Source organism: Geobacter sulfurreducens PCA (assembly GCF_000007985.2).
Taxonomy (GTDB): domain Bacteria; phylum Desulfobacterota; class Desulfuromonadia; order Geobacterales; family Geobacteraceae; genus Geobacter; species Geobacter sulfurreducens.
The window spans coordinates 528,451-544,393 of record NC_002939.5 but is presented as its reverse complement, the minus strand read 5'-3'; the positions used below and the strand labels follow the sequence as shown (position 1 = coordinate 544,393).

The following is a 15,943-nucleotide window of genomic DNA, read 5'->3' as shown; positions in this document are numbered from 1 at the left end:
AACTATAGCAAATGACAATCCCGCCCGGAAACAGCTTTTTAATTATTTTTTCCCTTGATTTATCAAAGAATGTTGTGTTAGATAGTGCATACTGTATACACTTTGCAAAGCAATATTTGTTTTGTAAATTCAAAAAGTTAAGCATCGTCGACCATCTCTGCGAAGGTCTGAACGGAGGCGTACGTGGCACAGGTGGTTTTTTCCAGCTGGGGAAGAACAATCGTCGATAACCGCAAGGGGGGAGAAGCCCAGGACGTGAGCTTCCGCCTTCCGACCACCCTCGATGGCGAGCGGCAGATTGCCGCGTTCATGGGGTGGGATGGGATCATCCTTTACGACCTGAAGGTTGACGTGCCGGCCATGGCGGCCGAATATATGAAGCGCGTGCAGACCCAGTATTGCTGCGGCAAGTGCACCCCCGGCAAAAAGGGGACCAAGGTTCTTGCCGACGTTTTGGCGGCCATCATTGAGGGGCGGGCCACAGAGGCAGACCTCGACACCATCGACGATCTGGCGGACCTGCTCACCAATTGCAAGTGCACCCTCTGCCAAAGCTCAACGATCCCGGTTCTCGATGCAGTGAAACACTTCCGGGAAGATTTCCTCGCCTATATCACCGGCATCCGCAAACCCGCCAACGTACACCGGTTCATCGACAAGTACACCGCCCCCTGCATGGACCGCTGCCCGGCCCATATCGACATTCCCGCCTACATCGAGGCGATCAAGGAATACCGATTCGATGAGTCGCTTGATATCATCCGCGACAACATGCCGTTGCCGTCGGTCTGCGGCAGGGTGTGCCCGCACCCCTGCGAGACCCACTGTCGCCGCAAGAACGTGGACGACTCGGTCAACATCATGGTGCTCAAGCGTTCCGCCTCCGACTACGAGTGGATGCACAACGCAGCCCCCCCCATGCAACCCAAGCCGCAAAAAAACAAGAAAGTCGCCATTGTCGGGGCCGGCCCGGCAGGCCTTGCCTGCGCCTACTACCTGGCCCTTGAAGGATATCCCTGCACCATCTACGAGGCCCTGCCCGAAGGATACGGCGGCGGTATGATCGCCGTCGGCATCCCCCCCTACCGCCAACCGCGGCACCTGCTCCAACGCGATATCGACATCATTTCCTCCATGGGTGTGGATATCATCTATGACACCCGCATCGGCAAAGACATCTCCCTAGAAGAGCTCAAGCAGAAATTCGACGCCGTCTTCCTGGCACCAGGCGCCCACCGCTCCAAGCCCATGGGCGTCGAGGGAGAAGACAAGGGCTACAAGGGCTTCCTGAAGGGCGGTATCGACTTTCTCCGGGAAGCCTACATGGGACGCCCCACCGGCATGGGGAAAAAGGTGGTCGTGGTTGGCGGCGGCAACACTGCCATTGACTGCGTGCGGGTTGCTCTCCGGGAAGGAGCGGAAGAATCCACACTTCTCTATCGTCGTTCGCGCAAGGAAATGCCGGCCGACGTATGGGAAGTGGACGGTGCCGACGAAGAAGGGGTACGATTTGAGTTCCAGGTCCTCCCCACACGGGTACTCGTGGATGAGAACGAGCAGGTGACCGGTGTGGAATGTGTCCGAATGGCCCTCGGTGAGCCTGACGCCTCGGGGAGGCGCCGGCCCGAGCCGGTTCCCGGCAGCGAGTTCGTGGTCGAGTGTGACACCGTCATCCCGGCCATTGGCCAGGATCCCGATCTTTCCTTCATCCCCGACAACCTGGGAATCGACATCACCAAGTGGAACACCGTTGTCACCAAGTACGTTCCTCTCAAGGATGCGGCGGGCAAGGACTTGAAAGACGGCATGGGCAACCCCCTTGCACGGGTACTCATCACTGACCTTGAGGGTGTTTTCGCGGGCGGCGATGCCGAAATAGGCCCCCTGACCGTCGTCGCCTGCATTGGAAATGCACATCGGGCCGCGCGGGTGATTCAGCGCTGGCTTGAAGAAGGAAAGGCATACCTTACCGAGGACGAACTCATGGAGGACATCCTCACGAACATGCCGGTCTACGACAAGAACGAAAAGGTTCCCTGGCTCGACTCCCGGGAGCGGGCCCACCAAGCCGAGGTCCACGGCCAAGAGCGGGCGAGCAAGGGCAACTACCAGGAAGTGGAACTCGGCTTTGTCGATACCCAGGCAGTGGAGGAAGCAGAGCGCTGCCTCCGGTGCTACCGGGTCGCCATGGCCGCCATTTAGTCCATCACATTCAGCATGCCACTTCGGCCCACGGCCGGGGCCACGGCGGCCCGGGTATCGGCAACGATCCCGGGCGTCGGTGCGTTCCCGGCCGGGAGCCTCTTATCCAGGGGTGAAACGGATATGGTCAGTCTTACAATCGACGGGAAGGACATCACAGTAGCGAAGGAGACCACGATCCTCGATGCGGCGGCGCTCCTCGGGATCACGATACCGACCCTCTGCTGGCTCAAGAAGGTGTCGCCTACCGGTGCCTGCCGCGTCTGCGCGGTTGAGATCGAAGGGGTCGACCGGCCCATGACGGCCTGCAACACGCCGGTCAAAGACGGGATCAAGGTAACGACCCAGTCGGAGAAACTATCGAGGATTCGCCAGAAGATCATGGAACTGATGCTGGTGAACCACCCCCTCGACTGTCCCGTCTGTGATGCAGGCGGTGAATGCGATCTCCAGAATGCCTGCTATGGCCTCGGCGCTGCAAAACAGGAATACGGCGCCGTGCTTGAGCGTCGCAAAATCCGTTACGACTGGCCCCTGATTGAGAGCGATCCTAACCGTTGCATCCTCTGCGAGAAATGCGTCAAGGTCGACCATGAAATTGTCGGCTGCAACGCCATCAGGGTAGTCAACAGGGGTGAAGCCACCATTATCGATACGGTGGACGGCAACCCTCTCAACTGCGAATTCTGCGGCAACTGTGTGGCCGCCTGCCCCACCGGCACTCTTATCAGCAAGCCGTTCAAATTCCGCGGCCGCCCCTGGGCCTTCACGACAACGCCGAGCGTGTGTCCCTTCTGCGCTACCGGCTGCCAGATCGAATACCACAGCCGTAACGGTCGGGTGGAACGCGTAACCAGCGACGACTCGACCTACAACAGCGGCAACCTCTGCATCAATGGCCGCTTCGGCTACAGCTACATCAATTCCCCGGATCGCCTTGCCGAGCCGATGGTGAAAGGCCAGAAAGCCGATTGGAATACGGCTATGGGAACTGCAGCAACAGCGCTCAAGCAGATCGTGGCCAGCCATGGCGCCGACGCCGTCGCGGGATTCGGTTCTCCCCGGGTCACCAACGAAGATAACTACCTTTTCCAGAAGCTCATGCGTTCGGCGATCGGCACCGGCAACATCGATTCGGAGGCGCGCCTCGGCTTTGCCGCGACTCAGAAGGTCCTGAGGGAAATGCTTGGCATCGCCGGTGCCAGCACTACCATTGATGCCATTGACCGAGCTACCGCTGTTCTCGTTGTCGGCTGCGACCTGAACGCCGAGGCGACCGGCATGGAGTATCGGGTCATCAAGGCAGCAACAAAGAACAATGCAAAGCTGGTTCTTGCCGCCATGCGCGACATTAAGCTCAAGAAGTTCGCCAACAGCCATCTTAAATACCGGCCGGGAAACGAAACTCTTCTCATCAATGCCCTGACCAAAGCTGTTCTCGAAGAAGGCCTGGAAAACAAGGAGTTCTGCAGCGCGAACATCAGCAATCTTTCCGACCTGACCGCGGCCCTGGCAGGAGTCTCGATTGCCGATGCCGCCGCGGCGACCGGCGTCACAGAAGCGGATCTGCGCGCAGCAGCGCGGCTTGTCGGAGGCAAGAAGGGAGTTGCCGTCATCTTCGGCGCCGAACTCATGCGTGGCGGCAATACCGACGCGGTGAAGGCTCTAATCAACCTCGCACTGATTCTTGGCGCCACTGCAGGCGATACCGGCGGGCTTTTCCCGGTGTATGAGAAGACCAATATCCGCGGTCTTCTCGATATGGGGGTTGCTCCCGACCACTTCCCCGGTCATCAGACAGACGGCACCACCTTCGAGAAAGCGTGGGGCAAAAAACTTCCTGCCGCTGCCGGCAAGGATCTCTGGCAAATCATTGAAGGCATCGAGCAGGGAAGCGTCAAGGCCCTCTACCTCCTCGGCTGCGACCCGGTGGCATCGTTTCCGGAAGGAGAGCGGATACGTAAGGCCCTGGAGAAGTTGGAACTCCTCATTGTCCAGGACCCATTCCCTGGTGAGGCCGCAAAAATGGCCCACGTGGTCTTCCCTTCATCCGTAGCCGCCGAGAAGAACGGAACATTCACGACCATTGACGGCAGAGTGCAACCCCTTGCCAAGGCGGTTGCTCCGTCGGGCGACGCCCGTGAGGACTGGGACATCCTTACCGAACTGTACAATCGCCTGACGGGTGAGAGCCGCATACATTCACCCGCAGCCGTGCTCGACGAAGTTGCGGCGCTCGTTCCCGCCTATGCATCTGTTGGCCGGACCGGCGGCACCATTACCGCGCAGCCGCGTTCGGGCGGCCTAGCCCTGGCGCCGGTATCCGCCAGGGCGGTTGCCGGATCACCAACGACCCTTCTGGTCGGCACCATCCTCTATCACAGCGGAACGACCACCACATGGTCTAAAAACAATCTGGAAATCATCCCCAAGGGATATATCGAGATTCATCCGAACGATGCGGCAAAGCTCGGCATTGCCGAAGGAGGTAAGGTGCGGCTGAGTGCCGGGTCGGTGAAGGTTGAAGGAACGGCGAAGATAACGCCGCGGGTTCAACCGGGGCTGCTTTTCGCACCCAGCCATTTCCGCGGCATGAACGTGAACGCCCTTCTGTCCCGTGACGGCGGAGTTGTTCCCGTCACGGTGGAAAAAGCTTGATTCCGGGCGAACAATCGTATTCGAAACAAAAAGCCCCGCTTAACGGCGGGGCTTTTTTCATTTGGTGGGATCTTTCAAGTATCGTTGGACTGCTGCGTTATGTTCCACCAGCGTGGCTGAAAAATGGTGCGTACCGTCCTTACGGGCCACGAAATAGAGATAGCGGGTGGCGGCCGGATTGAGGGCGGCAGCCAGAGCGTCGCGTCCCGGATTACCGATGGGGCCCGGCGGAAGTCCGGCGATGCGGTAGGTATTGTGCGAGGTATTCCGCAGGATATCTTGACGGGTCACGTTCCCGCCAAAGGCTCGCACACCATAGACCGCAGTGGGGTCGCTCTGGAGGCGCATGCCCTTGGCCAAGCGATTGTGGAAAACCGAGGAGATCAGAGGGCGTTCCGCCGGAGAAACAGCCTCCTTTTCAATCATTGAGGCAAGGGTCACCACTCGATGCCGCGATATCCCCCGGCGACGCGCCTCCTCTGCGAATCCGGCCGCATAGATCTTGTCGAACTGGGATACCATGACCCGAATCAGATCCTTTTCGTCCATGGATCGGGAAACGGCATAGGTGCTCGGGTAGAGGTAGCCCTCGACACTGCTGCTCTGGATGCCGAGTTCGGCCAGAAACGACGGATCAGTAGCGGCAGCCAGGAAGCGTTCCCGCGAGAACATTCCTTTACCTTCCAGCAATTCCGCGACCTGGTACATGGAATATCCTTCGGGAACGGCGAAAGGTTGAGCATAGACCTCGCCGGCCACCAGCTTGTGGAGAATTTCTGCGGGCTTCATGGCATCGGAGAATTGGTATTCGCCGGCCTTGAGCCGTTCGGCCTCTCCATGCAGACGGGCATGGAATACAAACAGCCGGGCACTGGTGATCAGCCCGGCCGCCTCAAGCTCACCGGCAATACGCCGAGGGGTGGCCCCCTTTTCGAAGGAGAGAATCCGGACGTTTTTCCCGTTGCCGGCTGGCACGGCGAGGAAGAGCCCATAACGGACCAACGGGGCAAGGATACTGGCGATGATCAGGGCCGCCACCACAAGGAGGCGTCTGTCGCGGAGGTTGACGGATACTTTCATGCCTTGAAACGGTTCTCGGTTCCCTCGCGCAATCGGCGTATGTTCTCCCGGTGCTTGACGATGACGATGACCGCGATGACAAGCGTCATCCCCACAAGGAGGGGGCGTCGCTCCACGGCGGCCACAAATAAAGGCATGGCGGCAGCAGCGATGATGGATCCGAGCGAGATGTAGCGAGTTGTGGCGACAATGCCGATGAAGAGGGCGAGCGCCCCGAGTACGGACAGAGGTGAAACGCCAAGAAAAACCCCCAGAGCCGTGGCGACTCCCTTCCCTCCCTTGAAGCCGAGAAAGATGGTATACACATGGCCGAGAAAGGCGGCAAGTCCGACGGCGGCCACCCAGGGATCGGCAAAGCCGAGCTTGCGCGCCACGAGAACCGGCACAAGTCCTTTAAGACAGTCGCCCAGCAGGGTGGCGATGCCGACGGTACGGCCAAGGGTGCGGTAAACATTGGTGGCACCGATGTTTCCGCTGCCGGTGGCGCGGATGTCGACGCCGGAGGCACGGGCCAGGAGCAGTCCCGTGGGAATCGATCCGACAATGTAGGCGACGGCGGTAAGAATGAGCTCGTTCAGCACGCGGGTCTCCAGCTGTTCATGAAACGTACGCATCCTACATCAATTTTCGGGATGCGGCAATATGGCGGACTGTTCATTGTTTTGTTTTGCGAAAGACGAAAACGGCCGCAACAAGCAACATAATATCGCGGAAAATGGCCGTCCAGGCAGAAGTTTTCTCTCCCCCCTGGCGGAAGCAGCCGCAGTCGATGTCAAGCCCCCGGGCCACGGTGGAAATGAGCAGAACGATAAACAGGATGTTCATGACCGCCACGAGGGCTGCGGCGCTGCGGGCTCTCCAGCCCGTGACGAGCAACAAACCGCAGATTGCCTCAATCCATGGCAGGATGGCTGCTACCAGGTAGTTGCCGGCATACGGGAGCAGTTGGTAGGCGGCCACATTGCCGGCAAAGGCGGGAGGATTAGCTATCTTAATGACAGCTGCGTAGAGAAAGACCACGCCGAGAGCAACCCGCAGCAGTGCCGTGAGGTGACGTTTCACCGCATCCATCACGCACCTCCCCTAGCTACCGGATAGCCTGCGTCCCGCCATTCGGGGAACCCTCCCTCAAAGACGAAAACCTGGCCAAAGCCCGCCCGGATGAGTTTCTCCCCCAAAGCGCGGCTGTCGTGACAGTCGTATCCGTTGCAGTAGACGATCAGAAAGCGATCCTTGGGGGTGTTGGCCGCCAGTGGCGGGATAAGTTGGTCAGCCTCGCCAAGGGGGAGCAGGACAGCGCCCCTGATATGTCCGGCGCCATAAGAGTCGCGATCCCTGGCGTCGATGATGAGGGCCTCGTTGCGGTCAAAGAGCTCCTTCACCTGCATGAGTCCCAGAGGGAGAGGGATTGGTGCCGATGCAACGGTCGCCGCCGGGGGAGGGTCAGATGTTCCCGCCCCCACGGCGCGCCCCTGAAAGACATCTGCCAGAAGCCGGTAATTCCAGGTTATGCCGATGATGGCGGCCACGACGACAATGATCGCCATTTCAGCGGCAAGTCGTTTCGGATCTGACTTCATGGCGTTGCGGCTCCTCCCTTCCCTGCCGGCGTATAGCGGATCACCGTAGCCTTCTCCAACGTGATCATCCCGCCCGTCATCATGTCGTCTATCTTCGGCATCAGAGCATCGAGCCGCTCCTGATCGTCAACCACTTCCACCACCATGGGAAGGTCGGCGGAAAGATCCAGAAGCCTGGCAGTATGACAGACACTTGATGCCCCGAAGCCTGCCACCCCCCGCAGCACCGTGGCGCCGGCGCATCCTTCACGCCTGAGCAGCTCCAGAAGCGCCTCGTGGAGAGGGCGGGATCCCCAGCGATCTCCCTCGCCGATGAAAATTCGCATGAGTATCTTTTCGCCGATGAATCTCGTCATGACGCCTCCCTACAGCTGCCGCGCCGCCATTATCCCGGCCCACGTACCGACGAGGCAGAGGGCCACGCTGGCAAGGACGTTAAGCGAGGCAGAGAAAAACTCTCCATCTTCCAAGAGTTTGAACGTCTCATAGCTGAAGGTGGAAAAGGTGGTGAATCCGCCGAGAAAACCGATGGTGAGCCCCAGGCGCAGTTCCTGGGACATTAAGGTGGTCCGGAGAGCGGCTTCCATGATCAGGCCGATGAGGAATGCCCCTATGACGTTGACCGCCAACGTCCCCCAAGGGAACGCCCTGCCGGCCAGGGCGTAGACCCCGCCCGCCAGGAGATAGCGGGCAACACAGCCGACGGCGCCGAAAACGGCTATGGCAAGGATGGTCGTCATGAATGGGTGTCCAACGAGGCGAGGATTGCTCTCACAGCCCGCCGGCAATCTTCCAGCCGTCCTTCTCCCGATGCAGAACAATGGTTTCCTGTCCCGCCAACTCCAAGATCCGCCCCTTGACGTTCGCCTTCATCACGTAGCGTCCGGCAACCTCGGCAGTGGTTCCATCCAGGCGGATTCGGCGTTCCAGCGAGCGGTAGCCGATCGGACCGGAAATCAGCAGGTTCTGCTCCAGGTCGGGCCGCGCCTGCCGGTACGCGGGAGCAAGAAGAGATGCATAAAGGGCAGCGTCTCCCCGGCTGAGAGCCTCCTCTCGAAGCCGCAGGACCTCTTCCACGGCGCGCCGGTCACTGCCGCAACCGGCAAGGGAAAGCAGGAACAGCAGCGCCGCAAGGCGTCTCATGTCAGAAGTTCTTGTCCAGGAACGAGCGGGCTTCGTCCACGTACTTACTCGTGCGGAACTCATTGAAAAGCCGCTGGAACGCCTCACGTCCGCCGGCTTTGTCGCCAGCTTTGATATAGGCCTTGCCCAGGTAGTAGAGGGTCTCGTCGTGGAGCGGAGAACGGGGATAGCGCTTGAGGGCATCCTCCAGCCGCTTGATGGCGGAGGTGTACTTTTCGGTACGGTAATAGAACTGTCCCACGTAAATCTCGTACTGGACCTGGTTCTGGCGCGCCGCGTCAAGCTTGTTGCGCACCTCTTCCGCATGCTCGGACTGGGGATAGAGGCGCAAAAACGACTCGAAAATGGTTACCGTGTTGGATACGGGGGTCTGGTCGGTGTCGAATCCGTGGATCTGGTTGAAATAGCTCAGGCCTTGGCGGTAAAGTGCATAAGCCGACTTCTCGTGGTTGGGATGAAGTTTGCGGAACTCTTCGTAGGATGCGGCAGCTTCAATGTAGTTGCCGCTGTCGAACTGGGCGTCGGCGATCTTGATCTCGGCGAGGGTTATCAGTTCAGGGGAAATGTAACTTTCCTTCACCTTGCGCCACTGGGCTATGGCGTCCTCGAATCGACGGGAACTCTGAAACTCCTCAGCCTCCCGGGCCATGGACTCGGGGCTGCGGCTCACCGGAGCCGTAGAAGAGGCGAAAAGCCCGCAGCCGGCCACAAAGAGCAGCGGGATAAGCAGGGTCGGGTAGAGGGAGCAGAGCCTGGACACGTTCATGGTCTCACCTTCCGTCGGATATCACTGATGAAAGTAGAAAAATCACCCGGCAAAGTCAAGTAAAGTTCCCTAGCCGGAGCCGGGGGAACTTTACACACCGGTGAAGCGTCTCCTTTCACTTCCGTTTCCGCTTGTTCGGGTCGAGTTCTTTCTTTCTGAGCCTGATGGACTGCGGGGTCACTTCTACCAGTTCGTCGTCGTCAATGAACTCCAGGGCCTGCTCCAGGGTAAGGATGCGCGGCGGGGTGAGCTTGATGGCGTCGTCCGAACCGGAGGCACGGACATTGGTAAGTTTCTTTCCCTTGCAGGGGTTCACGTCCAGATCGTTGTCCTTGGCGTGCTGGCCGATGATCATCCCCCCGTAGACTTCCACACCGGGACCGATGAAGAGGATTCCCCGGGGCTGGAGTGCGTCGAGGGCATAGGCAGTGGTTTCGCCGAGTTCCATGGCAATGAGGACGCCGTTCTTGCGCCCCGGGATATCACCCTTGTAAGGGGCATAGTCGTGGAAGGTGTGGGTCATGACCGCAGTGCCCCGCGTCTCGGTGAGGAGTTCTCCCCGCAGCCCGATGAGCCCCCGGGCCGGCACGACAAACTCCAGCCGCACTGTCTCGCCCATGGGCTGCAGGGAGGTCATCTCCCCCTTGCGAGGTCCCATCTTCTCGATGATGGCACCCTGGAACTCGGAGGGAACGTCCACCACCAGGTACTCCATCGGCTCCATCTTCGTGCCGTCGATCACCCGCAAGATGACCTCCGGCTTGGAAACCGCCATCTCGAATCCTTCGCGCCGCATGTTCTCGATAAGGATGGACAGGTGAAGCTCGCCCCTGCCGGAAACCTTGAACGTGTCCGCGTTGGCCGTATCCTCCACCCGTAGCGACACGTTGGTGCGCAACTCCCGGTCAAGGCGCTCCCGGATGTTGCGGGAGGTGACGAACTTCCCCTCACGGCCGGCAAAGGGGGAGGAATTGACAATGAAGTTCATTGAAATGGTCGGCTCGTCGATCGACACATAGGGAAGCGCCACCGGATTGTCTGCAGCGGCCAGCGTCTCGCCGATGCCCACGTCGTCAAAACCGGCCACGGTAACGATGTCGCCGGTACACGCCTCGGGGATCTCCACCTGCTTGAGCCCCTCGTATCCCAGGAGCTTGGTGATGCGTCCCCGCTCGATGCTCCCGTCGCGCCGCACGAGCGCCACGGTCTCGCCGGCCTTCACCCGGCCGTTGAATATCCTGCCGGTGGCGATCCGGCCGATGTAGTCGTTGTAGTCGATATTGGTCACGAGGAGCTGGAACGGGGCCTTCGAATCGCCGGCCGGCGGATGGACGTTACTCTCGATTACCGCGAAGAGGGGCTCCATGCTGTTAGAGTCGGAATTGAGGTCGAGTTTGGCGAATCCGAGCTTGGCACTGGTATAGACGATGGGGAAGTCGAGCTGCTCATCGGTCGCGTTCAGTTCGCAAAACAGGTCGAAAACCATGTCCACCACCTCGTCGGGGCGTGAACCGGGGCGGTCAATCTTATTGATGACCACGATCGGCTTCAGACCGAGGTCGAGGGACTTCTTGAGCACGAAGCGGGTCTGGGGCATGGGGCCGTCCAGGGCATCGACCAGAAGCAGCACCGAATCGACCATCTTGAGCACCCGCTCCACCTCGCCGCCGAAGTCGGCGTGGCCCGGGGTATCGACAATGTTGATCTTGTAGCGGCCATGGTGGACCGACAGGTTTTTTGCCAGGATGGTGATGCCCCGCTCCTTCTCCAGGTCGTTGGAATCCATGACCCGCTCGGTGATGGCTTCGTTTTCCCGGAACACTCCGGCGTGCTTGAGCATGGCATCCACGAGAGTGGTCTTGCCGTGGTCAACGTGGGCAATGATGGCGATGTTTCTGATTCTCTCCTGCATGAAACGCGACTCCTGACTGAAGGGTACGGCCGCTGTGCGCGGACCGGTAAAAAACAAAAGACGAGCGTGACGCCCGTCTTCAAAGTATGGTCACTATGACAATTTTGCCTTGAAATGACAAGTTAAAAGTGGCGATAGGGTTGATTTCGGCCCGGCACTCATGGCATATATGTTGCTCTGATATGTTCAGCCTCACGCAATCGGAGTGCGCTGCCATGTCACTATTCAAAGACGTTCTGCATACGCTTACTCGTGGCGCAATCAAGGAAGACAGGCCAATCATGGCCTTCATGCTCGGTCTCGCCGCATTGTCCGTCAGCCTCATCATTCTCGGGCTGACCAGGTAAAAACCGCCGTGACCCGTCGTATCCTCGCTATACTCCTGTCTCTTTCCCTGGCCGTGGGCCTGGGAAGTTCGCCTGCCGCAGCGGCTCGCCGCTTGCCCGTGGACGGCGGCACCGTCACCTCCGGCATCGGCTGGAGGATCGACCCCTTCGGCAGCGGCCGCCAGGTCTACCATCACGGGGTCGACATCGCCGTGCCCGAAGGCACGCCGGTCTATCCCACCGAGCGGGGTATGGTCCTCCATGCGGGACTCTACAAGGGGTACGGCAACCTGGTTGCAGTGGACCACGGTAACGGCTATGTTTCCCTGTATGGGCACAACGCGACACTTCTCGTCACGGAAGGACAAAAAGTCGACACGTCCACGGTTATCGCCCTGTCGGGCAACACCGGGCGCTCAACCGGCCCCCATGTTCACTACGAGGTCCGCCAAATCCCCGGGTACACACAAAAAGCACGGGACCGGATGGAGGAACAACTGAAAGTGCTGGTGGCAGAGCGGATCGAGGGATGGGTTGAAGACCACGTGGCGACCGCCCAGGGTGACGGAACCGATACCGGCCCCCGAGACCCCTTGGCCGAGCTGGCGCTCCCCTCAGACGACGGTTTCCAGTAACGGCGGGTCACAGACTTTTGCGATAGCGCACCAGCAGGTAGATGCAGAACGCACCGACGACGACCATGGCGGCCACCAGCCACCACGACACCTCCCTCTCCAGCCCCAGATAGAACAGCGGATAGAGAAACGCCCCATTCAGCAGGGTCACGGCCAGAAACACCAGCAGCGTCTTCACAGCCCCTCCCCATAGCGTCCAAAATCCAACTCATTCATAGCGCAGTGCCTCGATGGGGTTGAGCCCCGCAGCCTTGCGTGCCGGATAGAATCCGAAAAATATCCCGACTCCGCCGGAGAAGGCAAAGGCGAGCAGGATTGCCTTTGATGAAATCATCGTGGGCCAGCCAAAGAACTGCGAAATCAGCGTGGCCCCCCCGATGCCAATGGCCATGCCGATGACTCCCCCCAGAAGTGTCAGAAGCACCGCCTCGGCCAGAAACTGAAGGAGAATGTCGCGCTGCCGGGCGCCGATGGCCATCCGGATGCCGATCTCCCGCGTTCGCTCCGTGACCGATACCAGCATGATGTTCATGATGCCGATGCCGCCCACGATCAGTGAAATGGATGCCACAGCACCGAAGAGAATCGTGAGCATCTTCTGGGACTGCTCCGAGGCGGCCAGGATCTCGGTCAGGTTACGCACCGTGTAGTCCCTCTCTTTGGCCGGACCGATCCGGTGGCGCTGGTCGAGAAGCGTTGTCAGTTCCTCTTCGGCCTGATCCATCAATTCCCGGCTCTTGGCCTGCACCATGATCGCCCCCACGGTGTTGGGAAACTGGGAACCGAGGATCTTGCGCTGGGCCGTACTCAGAGGAAGCAGAATGATGTCGTCCTGGTCGCTCCCCTGAGGGGACTGCCCCTTGCGGTCCAGCAGCCCGACCACGATGAAGGGAACCCGCTTGATCCGGACGGTCTTGCCGATGGGATCTTCGGAACCGAAGAGATTCTCGGCCACGGTCTGCCCAAGGATACAGTTCTTTGAGGCCCCCTCGATGTCTGAAGGGGAAAGCTCACGCCCCGACACCACCTGCCACTCCCGCACCTGCAGAAACTCCGGCGTAACCCCCATGATCATGGTCGACCAGTTCATGTTGCCGGCCACCACTTGAGCGGTGCCCCGCACCGTTGGGGCAGCGCGCAGCACCGAGGGGAGTTCGGTGTTAATGGCTCGGGCATCGTCCTGAGTCAGGGAGGGAACTGAGCCGGCGCCGATACGAAGCCCGCCGCTGGTGGTGGAGCCGGGGATTACCAGAATGATGTTGCTGCCGATGCTGGCGATGACGTCGGACACCACCTTCTGGGCGCCGCTGCCGATGGCCACGATGATGATGACGGCCGCGATGCCGATGATGATACCGAGCATGGTGAGAAATGAGCGCATCTTGTTGGCGAGCAGGGCCCGCAACGAGATCCGGAGGCTCATGAGGAGGTTCATGCCTGGCCCTCCCCCGGCGCGGGCACGGTGGTATCGGCAATGATCCGGCCATCGCGGAAGGTTATGGAGCGGGACGCCCACGCAGCGATGTCGGGCTCGTGGGTGACCATGAGGATGGTGATTCCTTTGCCGTGGAGCTCCGCGAAAATCCGCATGATCTCTTCACTGGTGGTGCTGTCCAGGTTGCCGGTCGGCTCGTCCGCCAGGAGCAGGGCCGGGGCGTTCACCAGTGCCCGGGCAATGGCAACCCGCTGCTGCTGACCGCCGGAAAGCTGATTGCTGTAGTGACCCGCCCGTTCGGCAAGCCCCACCATGGCCAGGGCCGCCAGCGCGCGCTCACGCCGTTGTGCGGCGTTAACTCCAGCGTAGACGAGGGGAAGCTCGACGTTTTCCCGTGCCGTGGTGCGAGGGAGGAGGTTGAACCCCTGAAAGACAAAGCCGAGCTTGCGGTTGCGGATGGCGGCCAGCTCATTCTGCGAAAGATCACCTACGTTCACCCCTTCCAGCAGATAGGTGCCGGAGGTCGGTACGTCCAGGCAGCCGAGCATGTTCATACAGGTGGACTTGCCGCTCCCGGACGACCCCATGATGGCGATGAACTCCCCCTGCTCCACCGAGAAGGATATGCCCCGCAGGGCCTCCACCCGCTGGTCCCCCATGGTGTAGACCTTGGCGACGTTATCGAGCCTGACGACCGCGCCCATCTAGAACCGCATCCCCATGGGAGATCTGCCGCTGCCGCCGCTCTTCTGTTTATCCCTGGGAGTGGTCTCCTGAACGATCACCTCGTCTCCCTCCTTCAAGGCTCCGGAGACGATCTCCACATGGCTGTCGTTGCCGAGACCGGTCTGTACCTTCACCGGCACCGGCTTCTTCTCCGGTGACAGGATGAAGACCTGCTGTCCCGCCTCCCGCTTCGCCTTTGCCGGACCGGACGGAGCGCGGCGCTCACCCTCGTCACCGTCCGCGCGGGGCTTGAACCGCAGTGCAGCCATCGGAACTTTGAGCACTTTTTCCTTTTTGCCCACCTCAATGGCCACATTGGCAGTCATGCCCGGCTTGAGCTTCAAGTCGGGGTTGTCAACGGTGATAACCACCACGTAGGTGACCACATTCTGGGTAATGACCGGGGCATTGCGGATCTGGGCCACCCGGGCATTGAACTTCTCGTCCGGGTAGGCATCCACGGTGAAGGTAACCTGCTGTCCCATCCGCACGCGGCTGATGTCGGCCTCGTCAACGCTGGTCTCGATCTGCATCCGGGTGAGATCCTGGGCGATGGTGAACAGGGTCGGGGTCTGGAAGGAGGCGGCCACGGTCTGTCCCACGTCCACGGCCCGGGATATGACGACACCATCCACCGGCGACCGGATGGTGGCGTTCTTCAGGTTGGTTTCCGCCCGGGACAGGGCACCCCGGGTCTGGACGACCGAGGCTTCAGCGGCCTTGACGGCGGCGGCGGCCTCTTGGGCACCGGTTTCGGCGGTGTCGAAGTCGCTCTGGGAGACAACTCCCTCCTTGACCAGTTGCCGGTTGCGCTCCATGGTCCGCTTGGCATCGGCGGCAGTGGCCCTGGCTTTCAGGAGATTCGCCTGCGCGCTCAGAAGGTTGCCCCTTGCCTGCTCCACGTCGGCCCGAAACAGTGCCGGATCGATCTCGGCGATGACCTGTCCCTTTTTCACGGGGGTATTGTAGTCCACGAGCAGGCGATAGATGGTGCCGGAGACCTGGGTCCCGACCTGAACGGTAGTGACGGCGCTCAGGTTGCCCGTGGCGGAGACGGTGGCAACGACATCGCCCCGTTCCACTTTTGCAGTCTTGTAGGTCCGTTCGGGTTCACGCTTGCCGAAGGCGAAATAGATTCCCGCTACGGCTACGATGACAACCGCCGCGATGATGGCTGCTTTTTTCATTCTCACCTCATGGGGGAAAGATGGCACGGGGATTATATATCAAAAACGGCAGAACGCACCAACCGTTGACATGAAAAAGCCCCCTGCCGCAAACGACAGGGGGCTCATCGTAACGCCCGCCACCATCAGGCGACGGGCCGGCGTCGGCAACCCTCCTTGCAGCGGGTAACCGGACGAAGCATATAGATCGTGGTCCACATGGCCTGGGGTCTCCTTTCAGGGGGATTTCCTCAGTGCGCGAGGTTATAGTTATGATAATCCTGCCCCCCCGCAACGTCAAGGAGCGGAGCCAT

Annotated in this window: 17 protein-coding genes; 4 read left to right on the top strand and 13 right to left on the bottom strand. The window is 60.2% G+C overall.

Translation table 11 applies throughout. The features are described from left to right. Positions 1-183: 183 nt before the first annotated feature. Together GS_RS02545 and GS_RS02540 are read left to right on the top strand one after the other, a co-directional pair. Entirely contained in the window at positions 184-2,202 is a 2,019-nt protein-coding gene (locus GS_RS02545) for an FAD-dependent oxidoreductase (protein ID WP_010941178.1), read from the top strand. A 123-nt stretch (positions 2,203-2,325) separates the two neighbouring features. After that, on the top strand, positions 2,326-4,860 hold the full coding sequence (locus GS_RS02540; RefSeq protein WP_010941177.1) for a molybdopterin-dependent oxidoreductase: 2,535 nt from the start codon (positions 2,326-2,328) through the stop codon (positions 4,858-4,860). 57 nt (positions 4,861-4,917) lie between these two features. Here GS_RS02540 and mltG read toward each other — a convergent pair whose 3' ends face one another. The 9 genes from mltG to typA all read right to left on the bottom strand — a co-directional run bounded on the left by mltG (position 4,918) and on the right by typA (position 11,341). After that, on the bottom strand, positions 4,918-5,940 hold the full coding sequence (mltG, locus tag GS_RS02535) for an endolytic transglycosylase MltG (protein ID WP_010941176.1): 1,023 nt from the start codon (positions 5,938-5,940) through the stop codon (positions 4,918-4,920). After that, the gene (gene plsY, locus GS_RS02530) at positions 5,937-6,521 is read right to left on the bottom strand and encodes a glycerol-3-phosphate 1-O-acyltransferase PlsY (RefSeq protein ID WP_010941175.1); all 585 of its coding nucleotides are present in this window, start codon (positions 6,519-6,521) and stop codon (positions 5,937-5,939) included. The genes mltG and plsY overlap by 4 nt, the downstream gene beginning before the upstream one ends. Before the next feature lie 73 nt (positions 6,522-6,594). Then, a complete protein-coding gene (locus GS_RS02525) occupies positions 6,595-7,011 on the bottom strand; it encodes a MauE/DoxX family redox-associated membrane protein (protein WP_010941174.1) in 417 nt (138 codons plus the stop codon). Next, positions 7,011-7,520: a rhodanese-like domain-containing protein gene (locus GS_RS02520; protein WP_010941173.1), complete on the bottom strand. Its 510-nt coding sequence runs from the start codon at positions 7,518-7,520 to the stop codon at positions 7,011-7,013. The genes GS_RS02525 and GS_RS02520 overlap by 1 nt, the downstream gene beginning before the upstream one ends. Continuing rightward, positions 7,517-7,876 (bottom strand): DUF190 domain-containing protein, encoded by a 360-nt coding sequence (locus tag GS_RS02515; RefSeq protein ID WP_010941172.1) that lies wholly within the window; start codon positions 7,874-7,876, stop codon positions 7,517-7,519. The genes GS_RS02520 and GS_RS02515 overlap by 4 nt, the downstream gene beginning before the upstream one ends. A gap of 9 nt (positions 7,877-7,885) precedes the next feature. Further along, positions 7,886-8,260: a fluoride efflux transporter CrcB gene (gene crcB, locus GS_RS02510; RefSeq protein WP_010941171.1), complete on the bottom strand. Its 375-nt coding sequence runs from the start codon at positions 8,258-8,260 to the stop codon at positions 7,886-7,888. A 31-nt stretch (positions 8,261-8,291) separates the two neighbouring features. Further along, positions 8,292-8,663 carry a YybH family protein gene (locus tag GS_RS02505; RefSeq protein ID WP_010941170.1) on the bottom strand — a complete coding sequence of 124 codons (372 nt, stop codon included), beginning with the start codon at positions 8,661-8,663 and terminating at the stop codon, positions 8,292-8,294. Position 8,664: 1 nt separating this feature from the next. Beyond that, positions 8,665-9,429, bottom strand: a complete 765-nt coding sequence (locus tag GS_RS02500; protein WP_010941169.1) for an outer membrane protein assembly factor BamD — start codon at positions 9,427-9,429, stop codon at positions 8,665-8,667. Positions 9,430-9,544: 115 nt separating this feature from the next. Further along, positions 9,545-11,341 carry a translational GTPase TypA gene (gene typA / locus GS_RS02495; protein ID WP_010941168.1) on the bottom strand — a complete coding sequence of 599 codons (1,797 nt, stop codon included), beginning with the start codon at positions 11,339-11,341 and terminating at the stop codon, positions 9,545-9,547. A gap of 215 nt (positions 11,342-11,556) precedes the next feature. Between typA and GS_RS17680 the strand changes: the two genes are divergently transcribed. Then, on the top strand, positions 11,557-11,688 hold the full coding sequence (locus GS_RS17680) for a hypothetical protein (protein WP_262421259.1): 132 nt from the start codon (positions 11,557-11,559) through the stop codon (positions 11,686-11,688). 8 nt (positions 11,689-11,696) lie between these two features. Continuing rightward, positions 11,697-12,302, top strand: a complete 606-nt coding sequence (locus GS_RS02490; RefSeq protein WP_010941167.1) for a M23 family metallopeptidase — start codon at positions 11,697-11,699, stop codon at positions 12,300-12,302. Between the two features lie 7 nt (positions 12,303-12,309). On the opposite strand, the gene GS_RS17385 is transcribed toward GS_RS02490, so the two are convergent. Genes GS_RS17385 through GS_RS02475 form a run of 4 tightly spaced genes read right to left on the bottom strand, consistent with a single transcriptional unit; the run spans position 12,310 to position 15,650 of the window. Next, a complete protein-coding gene (locus tag GS_RS17385) occupies positions 12,310-12,480 on the bottom strand; it encodes a hypothetical protein (RefSeq protein WP_010941166.1) in 171 nt (56 codons plus the stop codon). 30 nt (positions 12,481-12,510) lie between these two features. After that, on the bottom strand, positions 12,511-13,737 hold the full coding sequence (locus tag GS_RS02485; protein WP_010941165.1) for an ABC transporter permease: 1,227 nt from the start codon (positions 13,735-13,737) through the stop codon (positions 12,511-12,513). After that, positions 13,734-14,441, bottom strand: a complete 708-nt coding sequence (locus GS_RS02480; RefSeq protein WP_010941164.1) for an ABC transporter ATP-binding protein — start codon at positions 14,439-14,441, stop codon at positions 13,734-13,736. The genes GS_RS02485 and GS_RS02480 overlap by 4 nt, the downstream gene beginning before the upstream one ends. Then, a complete protein-coding gene (locus GS_RS02475; protein ID WP_010941163.1) occupies positions 14,442-15,650 on the bottom strand; it encodes an efflux RND transporter periplasmic adaptor subunit in 1,209 nt (402 codons plus the stop codon). It abuts the gene before it with no gap. Positions 15,651-15,943: the final 293 nt, after the last annotated feature.

Excerpts from the sequence above, each read along its gene's own strand:
- mltG (WP_010941176.1), bottom strand. The coding sequence starts at position 5,940 with ATGAAAGTATCCGTCAACCTCCGCGACAGACGCCTCCTTGTGGTGGCG.
- GS_RS02475 (WP_010941163.1), bottom strand. The coding sequence starts at position 15,650 with ATGAAAAAAGCAGCCATCATCGCGGCGGTTGTCATCGTAGCCGTAGCG.
- GS_RS02480 (WP_010941164.1), bottom strand. The coding sequence starts at position 14,441 with ATGGGCGCGGTCGTCAGGCTCGATAACGTCGCCAAGGTCTACACCATG.
- GS_RS02485 (WP_010941165.1), bottom strand. The coding sequence starts at position 13,737 with ATGAACCTCCTCATGAGCCTCCGGATCTCGTTGCGGGCCCTGCTCGCC.
- GS_RS02515 (WP_010941172.1), bottom strand. The coding sequence starts at position 7,876 with ATGACGAGATTCATCGGCGAAAAGATACTCATGCGAATTTTCATCGGC.
- crcB (WP_010941171.1), bottom strand. The coding sequence starts at position 8,260 with ATGACGACCATCCTTGCCATAGCCGTTTTCGGCGCCGTCGGCTGTGTT.
- GS_RS02520 (WP_010941173.1), bottom strand. The coding sequence starts at position 7,520 with ATGAAGTCAGATCCGAAACGACTTGCCGCTGAAATGGCGATCATTGTC.
- typA (WP_010941168.1), bottom strand. The coding sequence starts at position 11,341 with ATGCAGGAGAGAATCAGAAACATCGCCATCATTGCCCACGTTGACCAC.
- GS_RS02505 (WP_010941170.1), bottom strand. The coding sequence starts at position 8,663 with ATGAGACGCCTTGCGGCGCTGCTGTTCCTGCTTTCCCTTGCCGGTTGC.
- GS_RS02540 (WP_010941177.1), top strand. The coding sequence starts at position 2,326 with ATGGTCAGTCTTACAATCGACGGGAAGGACATCACAGTAGCGAAGGAG.
- GS_RS02500 (WP_010941169.1), bottom strand. The coding sequence starts at position 9,429 with ATGAACGTGTCCAGGCTCTGCTCCCTCTACCCGACCCTGCTTATCCCG.
- GS_RS17680 (WP_262421259.1), top strand. The coding sequence starts at position 11,557 with ATGTCACTATTCAAAGACGTTCTGCATACGCTTACTCGTGGCGCAATC.
- GS_RS02525 (WP_010941174.1), bottom strand. The coding sequence starts at position 7,011 with ATGGATGCGGTGAAACGTCACCTCACGGCACTGCTGCGGGTTGCTCTC.